The sequence below is a fragment of the Nonomuraea sp. N2-4H genome (assembly GCF_045291505.1).
Lineage (GTDB): Bacteria > Actinomycetota > Actinomycetes > Streptosporangiales > Streptosporangiaceae > Nonomuraea > Nonomuraea fastidiosa.
Window position 1 is genome coordinate 5,938,207 of record NZ_CP147987.1, and the last position, 16,647, is coordinate 5,954,853.

Annotated in this window: 14 protein-coding genes; 8 read left to right on the forward strand and 6 right to left on the reverse strand. The window is 71.7% G+C overall.

The window, feature by feature from the left end; all coding sequences use genetic code 11:
* Window positions 1–89: 89 nt before the first annotated feature.
* Window positions 90–1,523, reverse strand: coding sequence for a serine/threonine-protein kinase (locus WBK31_RS27185; RefSeq protein WP_364069906.1), 1,434 nt, complete (start codon window positions 1,521–1,523; stop codon window positions 90–92).
* Window positions 1,524–1,569: 46 nt separating this feature from the next.
* Window positions 1,570–2,385, reverse strand: coding sequence for a TIGR03619 family F420-dependent LLM class oxidoreductase (locus WBK31_RS27190; RefSeq protein WP_364069908.1), 816 nt, complete (start codon window positions 2,383–2,385; stop codon window positions 1,570–1,572).
* Between the two features lie 96 nt (window positions 2,386–2,481).
* On the opposite strand from WBK31_RS27190, the gene WBK31_RS27195 reads away from it, so the two are divergent.
* The 5 genes from WBK31_RS27195 to WBK31_RS27215 all read left to right on the forward strand — a co-directional run bounded on the left by WBK31_RS27195 (window position 2,482) and on the right by WBK31_RS27215 (window position 7,670).
* A complete protein-coding gene (locus WBK31_RS27195; RefSeq protein WP_364069910.1) occupies window positions 2,482–3,729 on the forward strand; it encodes an LLM class flavin-dependent oxidoreductase in 1,248 nt (415 codons plus the stop codon).
* Window positions 3,726–4,598, forward strand: coding sequence for a TIGR03619 family F420-dependent LLM class oxidoreductase (locus WBK31_RS27200; RefSeq protein WP_364069912.1), 873 nt, complete (start codon window positions 3,726–3,728; stop codon window positions 4,596–4,598). The genes WBK31_RS27195 and WBK31_RS27200 overlap by 4 nt, the downstream gene beginning before the upstream one ends.
* A 115-nt stretch (window positions 4,599–4,713) precedes the next feature.
* Window positions 4,714–5,529: a HipA family kinase gene (locus WBK31_RS27205; RefSeq protein WP_364069914.1), complete on the forward strand. Its 816-nt coding sequence runs from the start codon at window positions 4,714–4,716 to the stop codon at window positions 5,527–5,529.
* Window positions 5,526–5,903, forward strand: coding sequence for a DUF3037 domain-containing protein (locus WBK31_RS27210; RefSeq protein ID WP_364069916.1), 378 nt, complete (start codon window positions 5,526–5,528; stop codon window positions 5,901–5,903). The genes WBK31_RS27205 and WBK31_RS27210 overlap by 4 nt, the downstream gene beginning before the upstream one ends.
* Before the next feature lie 63 nt (window positions 5,904–5,966).
* Entirely contained in the window at window positions 5,967–7,670 is a 1,704-nt protein-coding gene (locus WBK31_RS27215; RefSeq protein WP_406673396.1) for a SpoIIE family protein phosphatase, read from the forward strand.
* On the opposite strand, the gene WBK31_RS27220 is transcribed toward WBK31_RS27215, so the two are convergent.
* The 4 genes from WBK31_RS27220 to dxr all read right to left on the reverse strand — a co-directional run bounded on the left by WBK31_RS27220 (window position 7,667) and on the right by dxr (window position 13,868).
* Window positions 7,667–8,509 (reverse strand): GNAT family N-acetyltransferase, encoded by an 843-nt coding sequence (locus tag WBK31_RS27220; protein ID WP_364069938.1) that lies wholly within the window; start codon window positions 8,507–8,509, stop codon window positions 7,667–7,669. The two genes, WBK31_RS27215 and WBK31_RS27220, sit on opposite strands and share 4 nt — an antisense overlap.
* 162 nt (window positions 8,510–8,671) lie before the next feature.
* Window positions 8,672–10,285, reverse strand: a complete 1,614-nt coding sequence (locus WBK31_RS27225) for an alpha/beta hydrolase (protein ID WP_406673397.1) — start codon at window positions 10,283–10,285, stop codon at window positions 8,672–8,674.
* A 1,183-nt stretch (window positions 10,286–11,468) separates the two neighbouring features.
* Window positions 11,469–12,638: a flavodoxin-dependent (E)-4-hydroxy-3-methylbut-2-enyl-diphosphate synthase gene (ispG, locus tag WBK31_RS27230; RefSeq protein ID WP_364069922.1), complete on the reverse strand. Its 1,170-nt coding sequence runs from the start codon at window positions 12,636–12,638 to the stop codon at window positions 11,469–11,471.
* 39 nt (window positions 12,639–12,677) lie between these two features.
* Window positions 12,678–13,868: a 1-deoxy-D-xylulose-5-phosphate reductoisomerase gene (gene dxr / locus WBK31_RS27235; RefSeq protein WP_378786959.1), complete on the reverse strand. Its 1,191-nt coding sequence runs from the start codon at window positions 13,866–13,868 to the stop codon at window positions 12,678–12,680.
* A gap of 197 nt (window positions 13,869–14,065) precedes the next feature.
* Here dxr and WBK31_RS27240 point away from each other — a divergent pair, with 197 nt between their 5' ends.
* From WBK31_RS27240 to WBK31_RS27250, 3 genes are all read left to right on the forward strand, one after another.
* Entirely contained in the window at window positions 14,066–15,184 is a 1,119-nt protein-coding gene (locus tag WBK31_RS27240; RefSeq protein WP_364070850.1) for a peptidase, read from the forward strand.
* Window positions 15,185–15,245: 61 nt separating this feature from the next.
* Window positions 15,246–16,415: a trypsin-like serine peptidase gene (locus tag WBK31_RS27245; RefSeq protein ID WP_406673398.1), complete on the forward strand. Its 1,170-nt coding sequence runs from the start codon at window positions 15,246–15,248 to the stop codon at window positions 16,413–16,415.
* A gap of 26 nt (window positions 16,416–16,441) precedes the next feature.
* Window positions 16,442–16,585 carry a hypothetical protein gene (locus WBK31_RS27250; protein WP_378786953.1) on the forward strand — a complete coding sequence of 48 codons (144 nt, stop codon included), beginning with the start codon at window positions 16,442–16,444 and terminating at the stop codon, window positions 16,583–16,585.
* The last annotated feature ends 62 nt before the right edge of the window (window positions 16,586–16,647 follow it).

The window sequence follows — 16,647 nt, forward strand, 5'->3', positions numbered from 1 at the left end:
CCGCCACCTTCTGCCTCCTACTGAAGGCAACGGGCCGCGAACAGTCAACGGTGCGCAGGGCAATCGCATCCGGACCGTGACACAGCCGGTCAGGACGTACGCGCGACCCTGCCGAAATACGTCACTTCGTCCTTACCTGGGCGGTTGACCTTGATGTCCATCTGGTTCACATCGGAGGTGGGGAACATGCGGAGCGTGCCGGGGTAGCACTCGCGCCCGGAGACGTCCCGGAGCGTGAAGACCATGCCGCCGCCCTCGGGGACGAGCCGTCCCGTGCAGTGCAGGTCGGCTCCCCAGCGCATGCGCCCGGCGCCGTCGTCGTCGAGGACGAGTTCGACGGGAAAGACGCGTCCGGCGGTGAAGTGCTCGGCGGAGCCGGTCCAGTCGCCGGCCAGCCCCGGGCCCTGGACGCCGCGCAGGTAGAGCACGAGCCCGGCGACGCCCATGAGGAGGCCGGCGAACGCGACGGCCACCTGCCAGGGGCGCACGCGCCGCCGCCGGTCACCGGCGTCGGCGTCGGCCACCTGGCCGGGGGTGATGGCGGGGAAGCTGGTGGTGGGGTCGGGGTCGGTGATGACGCCGGGCTCGGCCTCGGACGCGCCGATCCCGACGACGGCGTCGGGGGCGCGGGTGACGGCGGTGGCGGGGCGTACCAGCGTGCCGAGTGCCTTGCCGCCGACGGCGGCCATGGCGCCGGTCGTGAGCACGTCCCCGCCGGCGACGGCCTCCTGCCCGAGCAGCAGGCGCAGCACCTCTTCGGCGTCGGGCCGGTCGGTGGGCTCGACGGCCAGGCAGGCTTCGACGATCTCGCGCAGCCGCCCGTCGAGGTCGCCGAGGTCGGGCTTGCCGTAGAGGACGCGGGCCAGCACCTCGTTGTGGGTCTCGGCGGTGTACGCGTGCCGCCCGCTGGCGGTGTAGGCGACGGTGAGCGCCCAGGCCCACATGTCGGCGGGCGGTCCGGCGGGTTCGCCCTTCATGCGCTCGGGAGCCATGTACGCGGGCGTGCCCAGGGGCATGTGGCTGGTGGTGACGGCGGTGTCGACGAGCCGGGACACGCCGAAGTCGATGACGCGGGGCCCGTCGATGCCGAGCAGCACGTTGCCCGGTTTGAAGTCGCGGTGCACGACGCCGGCGCGGTGGATGGCGACGAGCGCGGTGGCGGTGCCGATGGCCAGGCGTTCGAGCGAGCCGCCCGTGCGCGGCCCCTCGGTTTCGACGTGCTCGCGCAGCGAGGGGCCTTCGATGTATTCGCTCACCAGGTAGGGCCTGGTGCCTTCGAGGTCGGCGTCGAGGAGCTGGGCCGTGCAGAACGCGGCGACCCGGCGTACCGCCTCGATCTCGCTGAGGAAGCGGCGGCGCGCGTCCGGCGTGCCGGAGAGGCTGGCGTGCAGCAGCTTGATGGCGACCTGCTGACCTTGCGGGGATTCGCCGAGGTAGACCACACCTTGGCCACCCTGACCGAGCCTGCGTGTCAGCCGGTAGGACCCCAACTGCCGGGGGTCGTCGGCACGTAGCTCGGACATATACCGCCATTATGCCTGGCCGCAGCGAACATGCGGCCAGAAGAAGCTACGGGAGCAGTGCGGCGTACCGGTCGAGAACGGGCAGCACCTGGTCGGCGGGGCCGCTGGGCAGCGTGGCGACCGCCTCCTCGACGCCCAGCCCGGCGAAGTAGTCGAGCTTCTCGCGGGTGGGCAGGGTCGCGAACGGAATCACCTTCGCCATCGGCCGCCCGGCCTTCTCGCACGCCTCCCGCAGGGCGGGCAGCGCCGCCTTGATGCCGCGCCCGCCGATGGGCATCCAGCCGTCGGCGTACTCGGCGACGTGGGCGAAGAGCTTCGGCCCCGCCGCGCCCCCGACATAGACGGGCGGCATGGCGAGCGGTTTGGGCCAGGACCAGGCCGGCTCGGCGCCCTCGAAGGAGGCCACCTCATCGCGCCAGAGCGCCTGCATGGCCAGGACGTGACGCCGGGCGATCTCGCGCCGCCGCCGGTACGGGACGCCGTGGTTCTCGATCTCCTCGGCGTTCCAGCCGAAGCCGACGCCGACCACGACGCGGCCGCCGGAGAGCAGGTCGAGTGTGGCGATGGCCTTGGCGGTGACGATGGGGTCGCGCTGGGCGGCGAGCAGGATGCCGGTGCCGAGGCGCAGCCGGGTGGTCGCGGCGGCGGCGAAGGACAGGGCGACGAGCGGATCGAGCGTGCGCTTGTACTCCTCGGGCAGCTCGCCGTCCGCCGCGCCCGGGTACGGCGTGCGCCGCGAGACGGGTATGTGGGTGTGCTCGGGCAGGTAGAGCGAGTCGAACCCGCGTTCCTCCGCCGCCCTGGCCAGCTCCTGCACCGGCATGGCCAGGTCGGTCGCGAACATCGTGACGCCGAGCTTCATGACACCTCACATCCGCAAACCAAGCGATTGCTCGGTTGAGATTTCCAGAGTACCTTGCGAAGGACGTCCCGCTAAGAGGCGGAGAGGGGTGCGCCGGTGAAGTTTTCCATCTTCCTGAATCCGCAGATACCGGGCTCGGGCTACGCGGCCGAGGAGAACGCCAAGGCCAGGCGCCCGATCGGCCGCGACACCGAGTCGTACCAGCGGCTGCTGCACGAGGTACGCGAGATCGCCGTGCACGCCGACCGGATCGGGTTCGACGCGCTGATGATGACCGAGCACCACTTCCACTCCGAGGGCATGGAGTTCTCGGTCAACCCGCTGATGTTCCTCACCGACCTCGCCGCGCGGACCGAGCGCATCCTGCTCGCCCCGCTCGGCCTCGTCCTGCCCGCCTGGGACCCCATCAGGGCGGCCGAGGACGTCGCGCTGCTCGACCAGTTCAGCAAGGGACGGCTGCGGCTGGGCGTGGCGCGGGGCTACCAGAACCGCTGGATGAACGTGCTCGGCCAGCGCTGGCAGGCCGCCGCCGCCCGTTCCGACGGCTCGGCCGGCGACACGCGGAACTTCGACGTCTTCGGCGAGGTCCTGAAGATCATGAAGATGGCCTGGACTCAGGAGACGCTCCGCTACAAGTCGGACGTGCTCGACTACCAGGTGCCCTACCCGTACGAGGGCATCGAGGGCTGGCCCGCCCAGGAGTGGACCCGCACGTTCGGCGCGCCCGGCGAGCTGGACGAGAACGGCGTCGTCCGCGCCGTCTCCGTCTGCCCCCGGCCCTACCAGCAGCCGCACCCCGAGCTGTGGCAGCCGTTCACGATCTCCGACCGGTCGGTCATCAGGGCGGCGCAGGAGGACATCCTGCCGTGGATGTTCACCCCCGACCCCGACGAACACGCCAAGAAGGCCCGGCTCTACCAGGAGGAGTCCGCCAAGCACGGCCGCCACTACAAGCTGGGCGAGCACACCGGCATCCTCAAGATCGTCGGCATCGGCGACACCACCGAGCAGGCCATCGCCACCTTCGGCCGCAGCATCCCCAAGGACTTCGCCGCCTTCTTCGGCCCCTTCGGCTACCTGGAGGTGCTGCGCAAGCAGGAGGACGACGGGCACAAGCCGATCTCGCCGGAAAAGGGCGACGCCAAGCGCATGAGGGACGTCGAGATGGCGCTGTTCGGCACGCCCGACGACGTCAAGCGCGGCATCCAGCGCATGCTCGACCGGATGCCCGACCTGGAGTGGTTCGGCCTCTACATGCAGGGCCAGCAGGGCGTGCTGCCGCTCGACACGGTCAAGCGCAACTTGGAGCTGTTCGCCACCAAGGTCGCCCCGGAGTTTCGATGAGATTCTGGCTGGGCGCCTCCTTCTCCGGCACCGGCGAGTTCACGGAGCTGGCGCGGGCGGCCGAGCGGTGCGGCTTCGACACGCTGACGCTCTCCGACCACCTCTTCTACGCCGACTTCGCCTCGCCGTACCCGTACTCGCGGTCGGGACGGCCCCGGTGGGATGCGCGTACGCACTGGCCCGACGTGTGGGTGACGATCGGCGCGATGGCCGCGGTCACCAGCACGCTGCGTTTCGCCCCGAACGTCTACGTCGCCCCGGCCCGCGACCTGTTCACCGTGGCCAAGCAGGTCTCCACGGCGGCGGTGCTGTCGCACGAGCGGGTGGCGTTCGGTGTCGGAGTGGGCTGGTGCAAGGAGGAGTTCGTCGCCACGGGGCAGGACTTCCACACGCGCGGCAAGCGCCTGGACGCCATGCTGCCGACGCTGCGCGCGCTCTGGTCGGGCGCGACGGTGGCCCTCGACGGGCTCCCGCCGCTGTCGATCTCCCCCACGCCGGAGCATCCGATCCCCGTGTACGTCGGCGGCGACAGCGAGGCGGCACTGCGCCGCGCGGCCCGGCTCGGCGACGGCTGGATCGGCAACCGCATCTACACCGAGGAGCAGCTCGACGAGGTGCTCGCCGCGCTGCGCGGCCACCTGGAGGCGAACGGCAGATCCGCCGACGGCTTCGAGGTGATCGCGCCGCTCGCGGTGCTCCCCGACGCCGAGACCTACCGCCGCTTCGCCGCCAAGGGCGTGACGGGCACGCTGGCCGCGCCGTGGTGGCTCGCGACGGACGAGGAGAAGTCCCGGTACGGCGCGGGCACGCTCGACCTCAAGATCGCCACCATGGAGCGCTTCGCCGAAGAGGTCATCGCGAAGATGTGAGCGCGCCGCGCGGGAGCCCGGATGGCACTCGCCGCGCGGGAGCCCGGATGTCCTGCGCCGCGCTGGAGCCCGCAAGACGTGCTGAGCGGCGGTTCCGGGGCGATAGCCTCATCTCGTGCTGGAAAAGATCGCAGCCACCCGTTACGTCACTCCGCTGCGGGAGGGCGGGTCGCTGCCCGGCGTGGTCGAGGCCGACGACCTCGGCACGTACGTCGTCAAGTTCCGCGAGGCCGGTCAGGGCCGGCGGGTGCTGGTGGCCGAGATCATCGCCGCCGAGCTGGCCCGCCGCCTCGGCTTCAAGACCCCCGAGCTCAAGCTCATCGACCTCGACCCGCAGCTCGGCGTCAGAGAGCCGGACGAGGAGGTGCAGGACCTCCTCAAGGCCAGCGCCGGGCTCAACCTCGCGGTCGACTTCCTGCCGGGCGCCCTCGGGTTCGACCCGCTGGCCTGGGCGCCCGACCCGGTGTTCGCCGCCAGGGTGGTGTGGTTCGACGGCCTGATCCACAACGTCGACCGCAGCTGGCGCAACCCCAACCTGCTCGTCTGGCACCGCGACACGTGGCTGATCGACCACGGCGCCGCCCTGTGGTTCCACCACAACTGGCGCACCGCCGACCCGCAGCGGCCGTTCGACGCGGGCGACCACGTGCTCGCCCCCTTCGCCGGCGACGTGGACGCGGCGGGCGCCGACCTGGCCGGCCGCATCGACCGCGAGCTGCTGGAGACGGTGACGGCCCTGGTGCCGGACGAGTGGCTGGCAGGCGAGCCGGGCTTCGACTCCCCCGACGGCGTGCGCGCGGCGTACGTCGACCATCTCCTGCGGCGGGCGCACGGGCCGCGCGCGTGGCTGACGGCCGGCGAGCAGAAGGAGCGCAGGACGACGGGCCCCGGCTCCGTCGGCGCGTTCTGGCGGGAGGGCAGGACCCAGTGAGCAGAGACGTCTACGAGTACGCGGTGATCCGCGTGGTGCCGAAGGTCGAGCGGGGCGAGCAGATCAACGCCGGCGTGCTGCTCTACTGCCAGCCGCGCGGCTACCTGTGCGCCAAGGTCCAGCTCGACCCCGAGCGGCTGCGGGCCCTCGACCCGAGCGCCGACGTGGAAGGGGTGCGGCGGGCGCTCGGCGCGTACGAGGCGGCCTGCGGCGAGCGTCCGGGACCGCTCGCGCGCGAGTCGCTCGGCGGCCGGTTCCGCTGGCTGACCGCGCCGCGCAGCACGATCGTCCAGGCGGGGCCGGTGCACGCGGGGCTCACCGCCGACCCCGACATCGAGCTGGCGCGGCTCTTCGACAAGCTCGTACGCGTATAGCCCGGCCTGCGGTGATACAGAACGCTCCTGGGTAGGTTCCTCCTGATGAAAGGAGATCCGCCCATGAGCGTCCCGCCCCGGCAGGCTGAGCGCCCCCTCACCGCCGAGGGCGGGCATCTGCTGCGGCTGCGCGACCTCAAGATGGCGGGCGCGTACGTGGTCGACGACCGCGGCGTCATCGTCGAGATGAACCCCGCCGCCGAGCGCCTGCTCCGGCGGCGCGCCGCCGATCTGCTCGGCCACGACGCCCACGACGCGATCCACCGCGGCAGGCGCGGCGAGGCGCTGCCGCACAGCCAGTGCGCGTTGCGCCACTCCCTGCTCACCGGCACCACCGCGTCCGGCGACGAGGCGTATCTGGAGTGCGGCGACGGCACGGTGCTGCGGACCTGCTGGCTCATCACGCCGTGCCGGATCGACGGCTCCACCACGGGCGCGCTGGTGATCTTCCACGAGGTGAGCGACAACGGGGAGGACGCCGCCGAGTCTCCGGGCCCCAGCGCGTCGCTGTCCGACCTCGAACGCCTGGCCCTGCTCGCCGAGACCACCGCGACGCTCACCTCCAGCCTCGACGTCCAGGCCACGCTGGGCCACCTGGTGCGCCTGGTGGTGCCGCTGCTGGCCGACTGGGTGGTGGTCGACCTGGTCGCCGAGGAGGGCACGATCTCCCGGTCCGTCGTCGTCCACTACGAGAACGGCGCGCTGATGCACCGCAACGACCTGCAGCGGCAGCTCCCCGCCGTGCGCCCCGATTCGGCCATGCCGCTGTCGCGGGCGCTGCGCGGCGTCACCGCGACGCTGATCAGCCCGCAGACCTACCAGTGCCCGCCCGACACCGACCTCGCCGCCGTCCAGCAGGAGCTGCTGGCGGCGACCGGCATCACGTCCGCGTGCATCGCGCCGATCCGCGGCATCCGCGACGTGATCGGCGCGCTCACCCTCGGGCGTTCCGAGCGGCCCGAGCCGTACACGGCGGGCGACCTGCTGCTGGTCGAGGACATCGCCCGCCGTGCCGGGCTGGCGCTGGACAACGCCCGCCTGTACGAGCGGCAGCGCCGCGTCGCCGAGACCATGCAGCGCCACCTGCTGCCCCGGCTGCCGAGCCTGCCCAACCTGCGGATGAGCGCCTGCTACGTGCCCGCCCCCGACGCCTCCCAGGTCGGCGGCGACTGGTACGACGCGTTCGTACAGGCCGACGGCTCGGTGGGCCTGGTGATCGGCGACGTGGTGGGGCACGACCTCGCCGCCGCCGCCGGCATGGCCCAGTTGTGCAACATGCTGCGCGCGTACGCGGGAGAGCTGGACATCGCGCCCAGCGCCGTCGTGGACAAGCTCGACCAGGCGGTGGCGCGCATGGCCGAGGCCACGATGGCCACCGTCGTCTTCGCCCGCGCCGAGCAGATCGACGGCGGCTGGCGGCTGCGCTGGACCAACGCCGGGCACCCGCCGCCGCTGCTCGTGGAGCGCGACGGCAGCACCCGGTTCCTGGAGGACGGCACCGGCCTGATGCTCGGCACCGGCTTCGAGACGGTACGCGAGGACGCCGTCTACGACCTGCCGCCGCACTCCAGCGTGGTGTTCTACACCGACGGGCTCATCGAGTCGCCCGCCCACAGCCTGGACGACGGCATGGAACGGCTGCGCGAAGAGGCCGCGGCGCTCGCCGGCAGCAGATTGAACGGCTACTGCGACCGGCTGCTCGCCAAGGTGCGCCCGCCCGACAACGACGACGACGTCGCCCTGCTCACCCTGCGCGTGCCCGGCTAGAACAGGACGGACATGAACGTGCCCACCTCGCGGAAGCCGACCTTGCGGTAGACCGCGCGCGCCGAGTGGTTGTAGTCGTTGACGTACAGGGTGACCACGGGGGCGAAGCAGTTCATCGCCGCCTCCACCACGGCCGCCATCCCGGCCACCGCGTGCCCCCTGCCGCGCAGCTCGGGCGCCACCCAGACCCCCTGGATCTGGCAGGCCTGCGGCGTGACCGCGCCGATCTCCGCCTTGAACACCACCCGGCCGTCCTCGATCCGCGCGTACGAGCGGCCGATCCTGATCAGCTCGGCCACCCGCGTACGGTAGAGCGCGCCGCCGTCACCGAGGTTCGGCGAGACCCCGACCTCCTCGGTGAACATCGCCACGCACGCGGGCAGCAGGATGTCGAACTCCTCGGGGCGCACCCGGCGTACCAGCGGGTCGGCCGGCACCGGCGGCTTGCTGGAGGTCGCCATGACCGGCTGCGCCCAGCGGATCGCCCGCGCCCGGCCCCAGTGCGGCTCCAGCCGCTCCCACAGCAGGCTGACCGCGTCGACGGGACCCACGATGGACGAGCAGCGCCGGCCCTGCTTGCGGGCACGATCGGCGAACGCGTGCACGGCTTCGGGACCGGCGTTGACCGGCACCATGTTGGCCCCGGCGTAGCAGAGCGACACGAGGTTGCCGCGCGTGCCATAGCCCCACATCTGCCCGCCCAGCCTCGCCGGGTTGAGGCCGACGGCCCGCACCCGCGAGGAGACGAAGACGTTGGCGACCGGATCGGCGTCGAGCAGGGCGAGAACCTCGTCCCGGTCGTTGTCGTCGAGCACGCGCGACGCCGATGTACGCAGCATCACAATGGTCAGACTACGCGAAGGGTTACCGAATGGCTCATCCGGAAATGCCCACGGTAACCCTTTCTTGACGTCCGACCTCTGCGCGGGCTACGCGGTCACCGGCGGGCGCCCTCTGAGCGATCTCATCGGGCGCCCGGCAGCGGCCTCAGCGCGCGCCCTTCAGCAGGTCCAGCACGCCGAGCAGGCCCAGCAGGTCGGGGCGCGCGAGCGGCCCGCCGCCTGGGGCGCGGCGACGGCCGGGCTCGGCTGCTGCGCCGCCGCGCAGGACGAGCCGTCCCGCGGCAGCGTCCCGTCCCGCAGGTAGGCCACCAGATGCCGGTCCATGCAGGCGTTGCCCGCGAGCGTCACCCCGTGGTTGCCGCCCTGGTCCACCACCAGCCGGGCGCGCGGGAAGCGCTCGGCCATCTCCTGCGCCCCGCGGTACGGCGTCGCCGCGTCGTCCTTGGACTGCAGGATCAGGAACGGCGGCAGCTTCGGCGAGTCCTTGACCTGCACCGGCGTGCCGCCCCGCACCGGCCAGAACGCGCAGGGAGCGTTGTACCAGGCGTTGGGCCAGGTCAGGAACGGCGCCTTGCGGTGCATCCTGGTCATGTCGGCCCGCCACTTCTCCCACTTGCGTGGCCAGCGCGCGTCGCTGCACTCCACGCCCAGGTAGACGGCGTAGCCGTTCTCGTCGGCCGCGTCGTTCTTGCCGTGCCTGGTGTAGATGTCGGTCAGGCCCGACGCGTCGCCGTCGCGCACGTACGACGACCACGCCTGCGCGAACGACGGCCACACCTTGTCCGTGTAGCCGGCCAGCGCGAACGTGTCGTCCAGCTCGCTCGGGCCCACCACGCCACCGGCCGGGTGCGAGCGCAGCCGGTCGCGCATCGCGTAGAAGGCGAACGACGTCTGCTTCACCGTCGAGCCGAGCTTGTAGACGTCGTTGTGCCGGGCCGTCCAGGCCAGGAACTGCCGGTGACGGCGCTCGAAGGAGCGGTTCTGCCTGAGGTTGAGCGTGTACCAGCTGCCGCTCGGGTCGACCGTGCTGTCCATGACCAGGCGCTTGATCCGGCCGGGGAACAGCGTGGCGTAGACGGCGCCGAGGTAGGTGCCGTACGAGTAGCCGAAGTAGCTGATCTTCTCCTCGCCGAGCGCGGCGCGGATGCGGTCCATGTCCCTGGCGGAGTTCTCCGTCGTCAGGTGCGGCAGCAGCCACGACCACCGGTCGCCGCACGCCTCCGCGTACCTGGCGGCGCGGCTGCGCAGCGCCTTCTCGTGCGTCCTGTTGCGCGGGATCTGGTCCAGCCTGGGCGCCTTGTAGAAGGTCTCCGCGTCCATGCAGTGGATCGCGGGCTCGCTCCCGCCGACACCGCGCGGGTCGAAGCCGACGATGTCGTACCGCTCGGCCACGTCGGCGGGCAGGGATGAGGCCACGTACTCCGTCAGGTTCCGGCCCGGCGAGCCCGGCCCGCCCGGGTTGATCAGGAGCGTACCGAGATGCCTGCTGCCGCTGGGCACCTTGGCCTTGATCCGGTTGAGCGCCAGCTTGATCGTCTGAGCCTTCGGCCTGCGGTAGTCGAGCGGCACCTGCACGGTCGCGCACTCCAGCTCCGCCGACGCCGACTTACCCGGCGCCTTGGGGCAGGCCGCCCACGTCACGGCCGCCGCCGCTGCTTGCCGCGCCGCCGCCGGCGCCTCCCGCGCGGCCACCGCCACCGCGGTCCCGTTCGCACTCCCGACCCCGGCCACGAGCATCGCCACTCCGGCGACGACCACCACTACCCGTTTCACCCGGCCCCCTTCCTGTTCATAGGCCCTGCGATGCTCCCGTGAGTCACCAGGCGATCACGAAGGGTATGGGGAAAAGCTTGCCAACGCCTAGCGGCAAGATTGCCGGGCGACTGGAACCGCCCAAGCCCGCCTCCCGTCCAGCCCGCCTCCCGTCCAGCCCGCCTCCCGTCCAGCCCGCCGAACCGCCCCAGCAGCCCGCTCACTGACCGCGCGAACATCCACGAGGCCGAACCCAGCCCAGCGAGCCTCCGCACGGCCCGGCAGAACTGGTGGGGACCCTCAGCCGACCGCAGAGCCCGCGCCTCCGCAGGCAGGCGCCATAAGCGCCAGAGACGTGCTCTGCAGGACCCGCCTGTCCCGAGCAGGCGCGACCCGGCTGCCCCCTGCCGGACGGCGCTCAGCCGGCCGCACCAAGGCGCCCTTGCAGAGCGACCACCGCGAGCACCAGGGGCCCGCGTCTTTCGCGCCCTGGCGAGGATGCGGGTGGGCAGGCCCGTCGCAGGGCGGGCGCGGCCGACTGGCCGCCGCCCGGGTGGCGCTCACCAATCCGAATCCAGCAAGGCCGTCACGCGCGCACCGAGCCGGCCGCGCATCCGGACAGCCCCAATCCCACCAGGCCCCGCAAACGACCGGGCAACACCCAGCCGGCCACGTCCGGCACACCGCCAGGCTGCGCCTTGCGACCAGCAGACGGCACGCCGGAGCAGCCGCGTCGTCATCGATGAGCCGGCGTGGCGAGCGCGTGAGGCGCGCCCGTGCCGAGGCGCTTCGCACACAAGCGAACAGCGGCCCGCACACCCGACGGACCCCACACAGCGCCAGGGAGGAGGCGCTTCGCACACAAGCGGGCAGCGGTCCGCGCATCCGACGGACTCCACGCCACCAGGGAGTTCGATGCGAGCAGCGCGGCCGGAGCGGAGCACCACAGCGACCGCTGAGGCAACCACGCCCACCAATAGACGTGCCCGCCGTCGAGCGGACACGTCTCGGCTAGCGCTCAGCTCACCGCGACCCCGAGATCCGTGGCACGCAGCCAGCCGCACCACCGAGGCCGGGGCACTCAGCCGACCGCGACCACGACGTCCAAGGCGTTGCGCCGCCCGTGAGGCCCGTGGCGCTCGACGCACCGCGAGCCACAGGAGACCGCCGCCGGTCAGCCGGGCAGGACCGTGAAGGCCGGTGGTCAGCCCACCGTGACCGTGGGGCCGGTGGTGGTGTCGTCGTCGAGGTCGATCTCGACGCCCATCTCCTCGGCGAGCCGCATGGCCTCCTCGATCAGGGTTTCGACGATCTGCGACTCCGGCACGGTCTTGATGACCTCGCCCTTGACGAAGATCTGGCCCTTGCCGTTGCCGGAGGCGACGCCCAGGTCGGCCTCGCGGGCCTCGCCGGGGCCGTTGACGACGCAGCCCATGACGGCCACCCGCAGCGGCACCTTCATGCCCTCCAGACCGGCCTGGACCTGCTCGGCAAGGGTGTAGACGTCGACCTGCGCCCGCCCGCACGACGGGCAGGACACGATCTCCAGGCCACGCTCGCGCAGCCCCAGGGACTCGAGGATCTGGGTGCCGACCTTGACCTCCTCGACCGGAGGAGCGGACAGCGAGACCCTGATGGTGTCGCCGATGCCCTCGGCGAGCAGCGCGCCGAACGCGACGGCGGACTTGATCGTGCCCTGGAAGGCCGGCCCGGCCTCGGTGACGCCGAGGTGGAGCGGGTAGTCGCACTTGGCGGCGAGCAGCCGGTACGCGTTGATCATCACGACCGGGTCGTTGTGCTTGACCGAGATCTTGATGTCGCGGAAGCCGTGCTCCTCGAACAGCGAGCACTCCCACAGCGCCGACTCCACCAGCGCCTCGGGCGTCGCCTTGCCGTACTTCTGCAGCAGGCGGGGGTCGAGAGAGCCGGCGTTGACGCCGATGCGGATGGGCACGCCGGCGTCGGAGGCCGCGCGGGCGATCTCGCCCACCTTGTCGTCGAACTTCTTGATGTTGCCGGGGTTGACCCGGACCGCCGCGCACCCGGCGTCGATGGCGGCGAAGACGTACTTCGGCTGGAAGTGGATGTCGGCGATCACCGGGATCTGCGACTTCTTGGCGATCAGCGGCAGCGCGTCGGCGTCGTCCTGGGACGGCACGGCCACCCGGACGATCTGGCAGCCCGACGCGGTGAGCTCGGCGATCTGCTGGAGGGTGGCGTTGACGTCGGCGGTCACCGTCGTCGTCATCGACTGCACCGAGACGGGGGCGTCGCCGCCGACGGGCACGTTGCCGACCATGACTTGGCGGGAACGGCGGCGTTCGGCGAGCGGCTTGGGACGGACCGTCGGGATGCCGAGAGCTACAGAAGACATTTCAACCCTTACTGTGACGACGCTTTCCAGTTTAGGTAGCTAGCGGGACTGCCCGGCTGTGAGCTCGGCCGCACGGGCCCGCGCCCAGGCGTCGGCCGCGAGCACCTCCTCGACGGAGCCTGCCGGGGTGACCTGGTGTTCTTCGACGACCTTGGCCACGGTGTCGACGATGCCCAGGAACGGCAGATCGCCGCGCAGGAACGCGTCGAGACACACCTCATTGGCGGCGTTGTAGACGGCGGGCGCGGTGCCGCCCTCGCCGCCGACGTGGCGGGCCAGCGCGACGGAGGGGAAGGCGTCGTCGTCGAGCGGTTCGAACGTCCAGGTGTGAGCCTTGGACCAGTCGATCGGCCGAGCGGCGCCGGGGACGCGGTGGGGGTGGCCGAGCGCGAGCGCGATCGCTAGCCGCATGTCGGGCGGGCTGGCCTGGGCGATGGTGGAGCCGTCGACGTATTCGACCATGGAGTGGATGATCGACTGCGGGTGCACCACGACCTCGATGCGGTCGAAGGGCAGATCGAACAGCAGGTGGGCCTCGATGACCTCGAGCCCCTTGTTGACGAGCGTGGCGGAGTTGATCGTGATGTACGGGCCCATCGACCAGGTGGGGTGGGCCAGCGCCATCTCCGGCGTGACGTCGGCCATCTCCTCGCGTTTCATGCCGCGGAACGGCCCGCCGCTCGCGGTGATCACGAGCTGCTTGACCTGCGAGGGGTCGTAGCCGTCGGGCCCCGCCGCCCACAGGCACTGCTGGAGCGCGGAGTGCTCGGAGTCGACGGGCAGGATCTGGCCCGGCGCCGCCAGCCGCTTGACCAGCGGCCCACCGATGATCAGCGACTCCTTGTTGGCCAGCGCGAGCAGGCGGCCCGCCTTGAGCGCGACCAGCGTGGACGACAGGCCGAGCGCGCCGGTGATGCCGTTGAGCACCATGTCGCACTCCCAGCCGGCCACCTCGGCCACCCCCTCGGGGCCGCCGAGCACGACGGGCTTGACGCCGTGAGCGTCCAGCGCCTCCCGCAGCGCGGGCACGGCCGCCGCGTCGGCCACCGCCACCGCCTCGACACCGAACTCGGCCGCCTGTCTGGCCAGCAGCTCGACCCTCCCTCCCCCTGCCGCGAGGGCCGTGACGCGGAAGCCGTCGGGGTTGGCGGCGATGACGTCGAGGGCCTGTGTGCCGATCGAACCTGTGGAGCCGAGGAGTACGACGGAGCGGAGGGTCTTCGCATGCACAGACCCATTCTCCCCGCTGCGCCGGGCGCTCAGGCACGCCGAGGCGGCCGGGCCAAAATCCGCCTCCTTTTGTGACACGAGATAACCCAGTTCATTTATGCCGGAAATTCGTCATATCGGAATGAGCGAATCTTGAGAAATCCGGATATTGCGGCCGCTACGTTCCCTCCCCGTAGTCCGCTTTAGGGAGGTACGTAATGCACCGCAGAATCGCCCTGCTCTCCGCCGCCGCGCTCACCGGCACCTTGCTGGCCGGTGCGCTGCCCGCGGGAGCGGCACAGGCGTCCGGCCCTGAGGGCGGCCCGGGCGCCCGCGGCGCGTCCCCTGGCGAGCCGGCGGGAGTGTCCGGGACCGCGCAGAAGGACCGGGTGGCGTCGAAGACCCCGGCCCAGGCGAAGACCCCGTCGAAGGGGCAGCCGAAGCCCGCCCAGCACGCCGCCGCCGACTCGGCGTCCGAGCGCCGGCAGGTGATGACGTATTGGACGGAGCAGCGCATGGAGTCCGCCAAGCCGCTCGACGCCCCCGACCCCAAGGCGGCGCCCAGCGCGGCCGAGCCTCGCCAGGGCACGGCTTGGACCGCTCCACCCACCCGCGGCACGGCGGGCGGCGGCACGAGCACGCAGGCCGCGAACAGCCCGGGCGCGGCGTGGACCAAGGGCGGCGCGGTCGCGCGCACCACCGGGCGGATCTTCTTCACCACCCAGGGCCGCAACGCCTCCTGCTCCGGCACGGCGGTGACCAGCGCCAACAAGAGCGTGGTGCTGACCGCGGGCCACTGCGTGAAGATGAACGGAACGTTCCACACGAACTGGGTCTTCGTCCCCGGCTACGACAAGGGCAACCGCCCCTTCGGCACCTGGCCGGCCACCCGGCTGCTCACCACCCAGCAGTGGAACACCCGCGAGGACATCAACTTCGACGTGGCCGCCGCCGTGGTCGCGCCGGTCGACGGCAAGACGCTGGTGGACACCGTCGGCGGCCAGGGCGTGGCCTTCAACCAGCCGCGACGCCGGCAGATGTACGCCTTCGGCTACCCGGCGGCGGCCCCGTACGACGGCTCGAAGCTCGTCTACTGCAGCGGGCAGACGTTCGACGACGTCCTGGCCAGCGAGGACCTCGGACTGACGTGCAACATGACCGGCGGCTCAAGCGGCGGCCCCTGGATGCTGAATTTCGACGAATCCACCGGTCTCGGCACGCAGAATTCCGTCAACAGCTTCAAATACAACTTCGCCCCCAACTGGATGTTCGGCCCTTATTTCGGGAGCGAGGCCCAGGCCGTCTATCAAGCGGCACAAAGCACCAACGCAGCCTGATCAATTCACCGAAAGTAGTCACAAGAACACATATCGTGGTGCACACTCATGGGACATGACCATGAGCACCCCCCTGCTTGCGGCGGCCCCGCTCCTGGCGGGGCTGATCGGCCCCGCCCTCGTCGGTGCGGCACCCGTCCGCCAGCAGGCCGACACCCTGGCCGGAGCCCCGGCCGTCGCTCCCGCGCGCCTTGCGGAGCGCGGTGACATCGTCGAGCACGTGGCCGCCAGAACGCCCGTCGATCAGCGGCGCGTGCTCGCGTACTGGACTCCTGAACGCATGGCCAGGGCGCTGCCGATCGACCTGCTCGATCTCGTCGAGCGCGGCCTGAAGAACGGCGGTCTCCTCAAGAACGGCGGCCTTCTGCAGAGCGACCTCCCGGGCGACCTCCCGGGCGGCCTCACGCAAGGTCTGACGCAAGGTCTCGCGAAAGGTCTCACCGGCGGGCTCGCGGGCGGCGCTCCCAAGGGGACAGCGGGCGGCGCTCCCGAACAGCTCGCGGGCGGCGCTGCCGGCCACCCCACGGACGGCGCTGCCGGCCAGCTCGCGGGCGGCGCGTCCGGCCACCCCACGGACGGCGCGTCCAAAGAGCTCGCGTCCGGCAGAGCGGCCGCGCCGAGCGGAAGCGCCGACCTGCCGGCCCCGCGCGAACTCATGGCCGCCGCCCGCCCCCTCGCCCCGGCGGTGCCGGGCAGGCCCGCCAAGCCGGCCACCACCACGTCCGGCTCCCGCTGGATCACCGGCGGCCAGGTGGCGCGGACCACGGGGCGGGTGTTCCTGACCGTCGCGGGCGTCGACTTCGTCTGCTCGGCGAGCACGGTCAAGAGCGCCAACAGGGACGTCGTGGTCACCGCGGGCCACTGCGTCAAGGACGGGACCGGCGAGTGGGCGGCGAACTGGACGTTCGTCCCCGCGTACGGCACGGCGGGCCCGCGCCCGTACGGCCAGTACGCCGCCCGCCGCATGTTCGTCGCCGGCCCGTGGTCGCGCAGCGCCGACGACAACTACGACGTCGGCATGGTCGCCCTGGCCACCTCGCGGGGCCGGCACGTGACCGACGTCGTGGGAGGCCAGGACATCGCGTTCAACACGCCCAGGGGCGGCCAGGCGTTCGGCTTCGGCTACCCGGCCGACCCGCCGTACGACGGCTCGCACCTCGTCTACTGCGCGGGCCGGCGAAGAGCGACCCGCACGGCCAGACCCGCGACCAGGGGCTCGGCTGCGACATGACGGCCGGGGCGAGCGGCGGCCCGTGGATGACCTCATTCGACACGGCGACGGGCAAGGGCACGATCATGTCGCTGAGCAGCTTCAAGTACAGCGATGACCGGCGCACGATGTACGGCCCGTACTTCGGCGACACGATCAAGGCGCTCTTCCGCACGGCGGAGCGCGCCTGAAGAATGGGCCCCACCGGACGGGCCCCTGAAACGGGCCCCCAGAGACGGGCCCCTAAGACGGG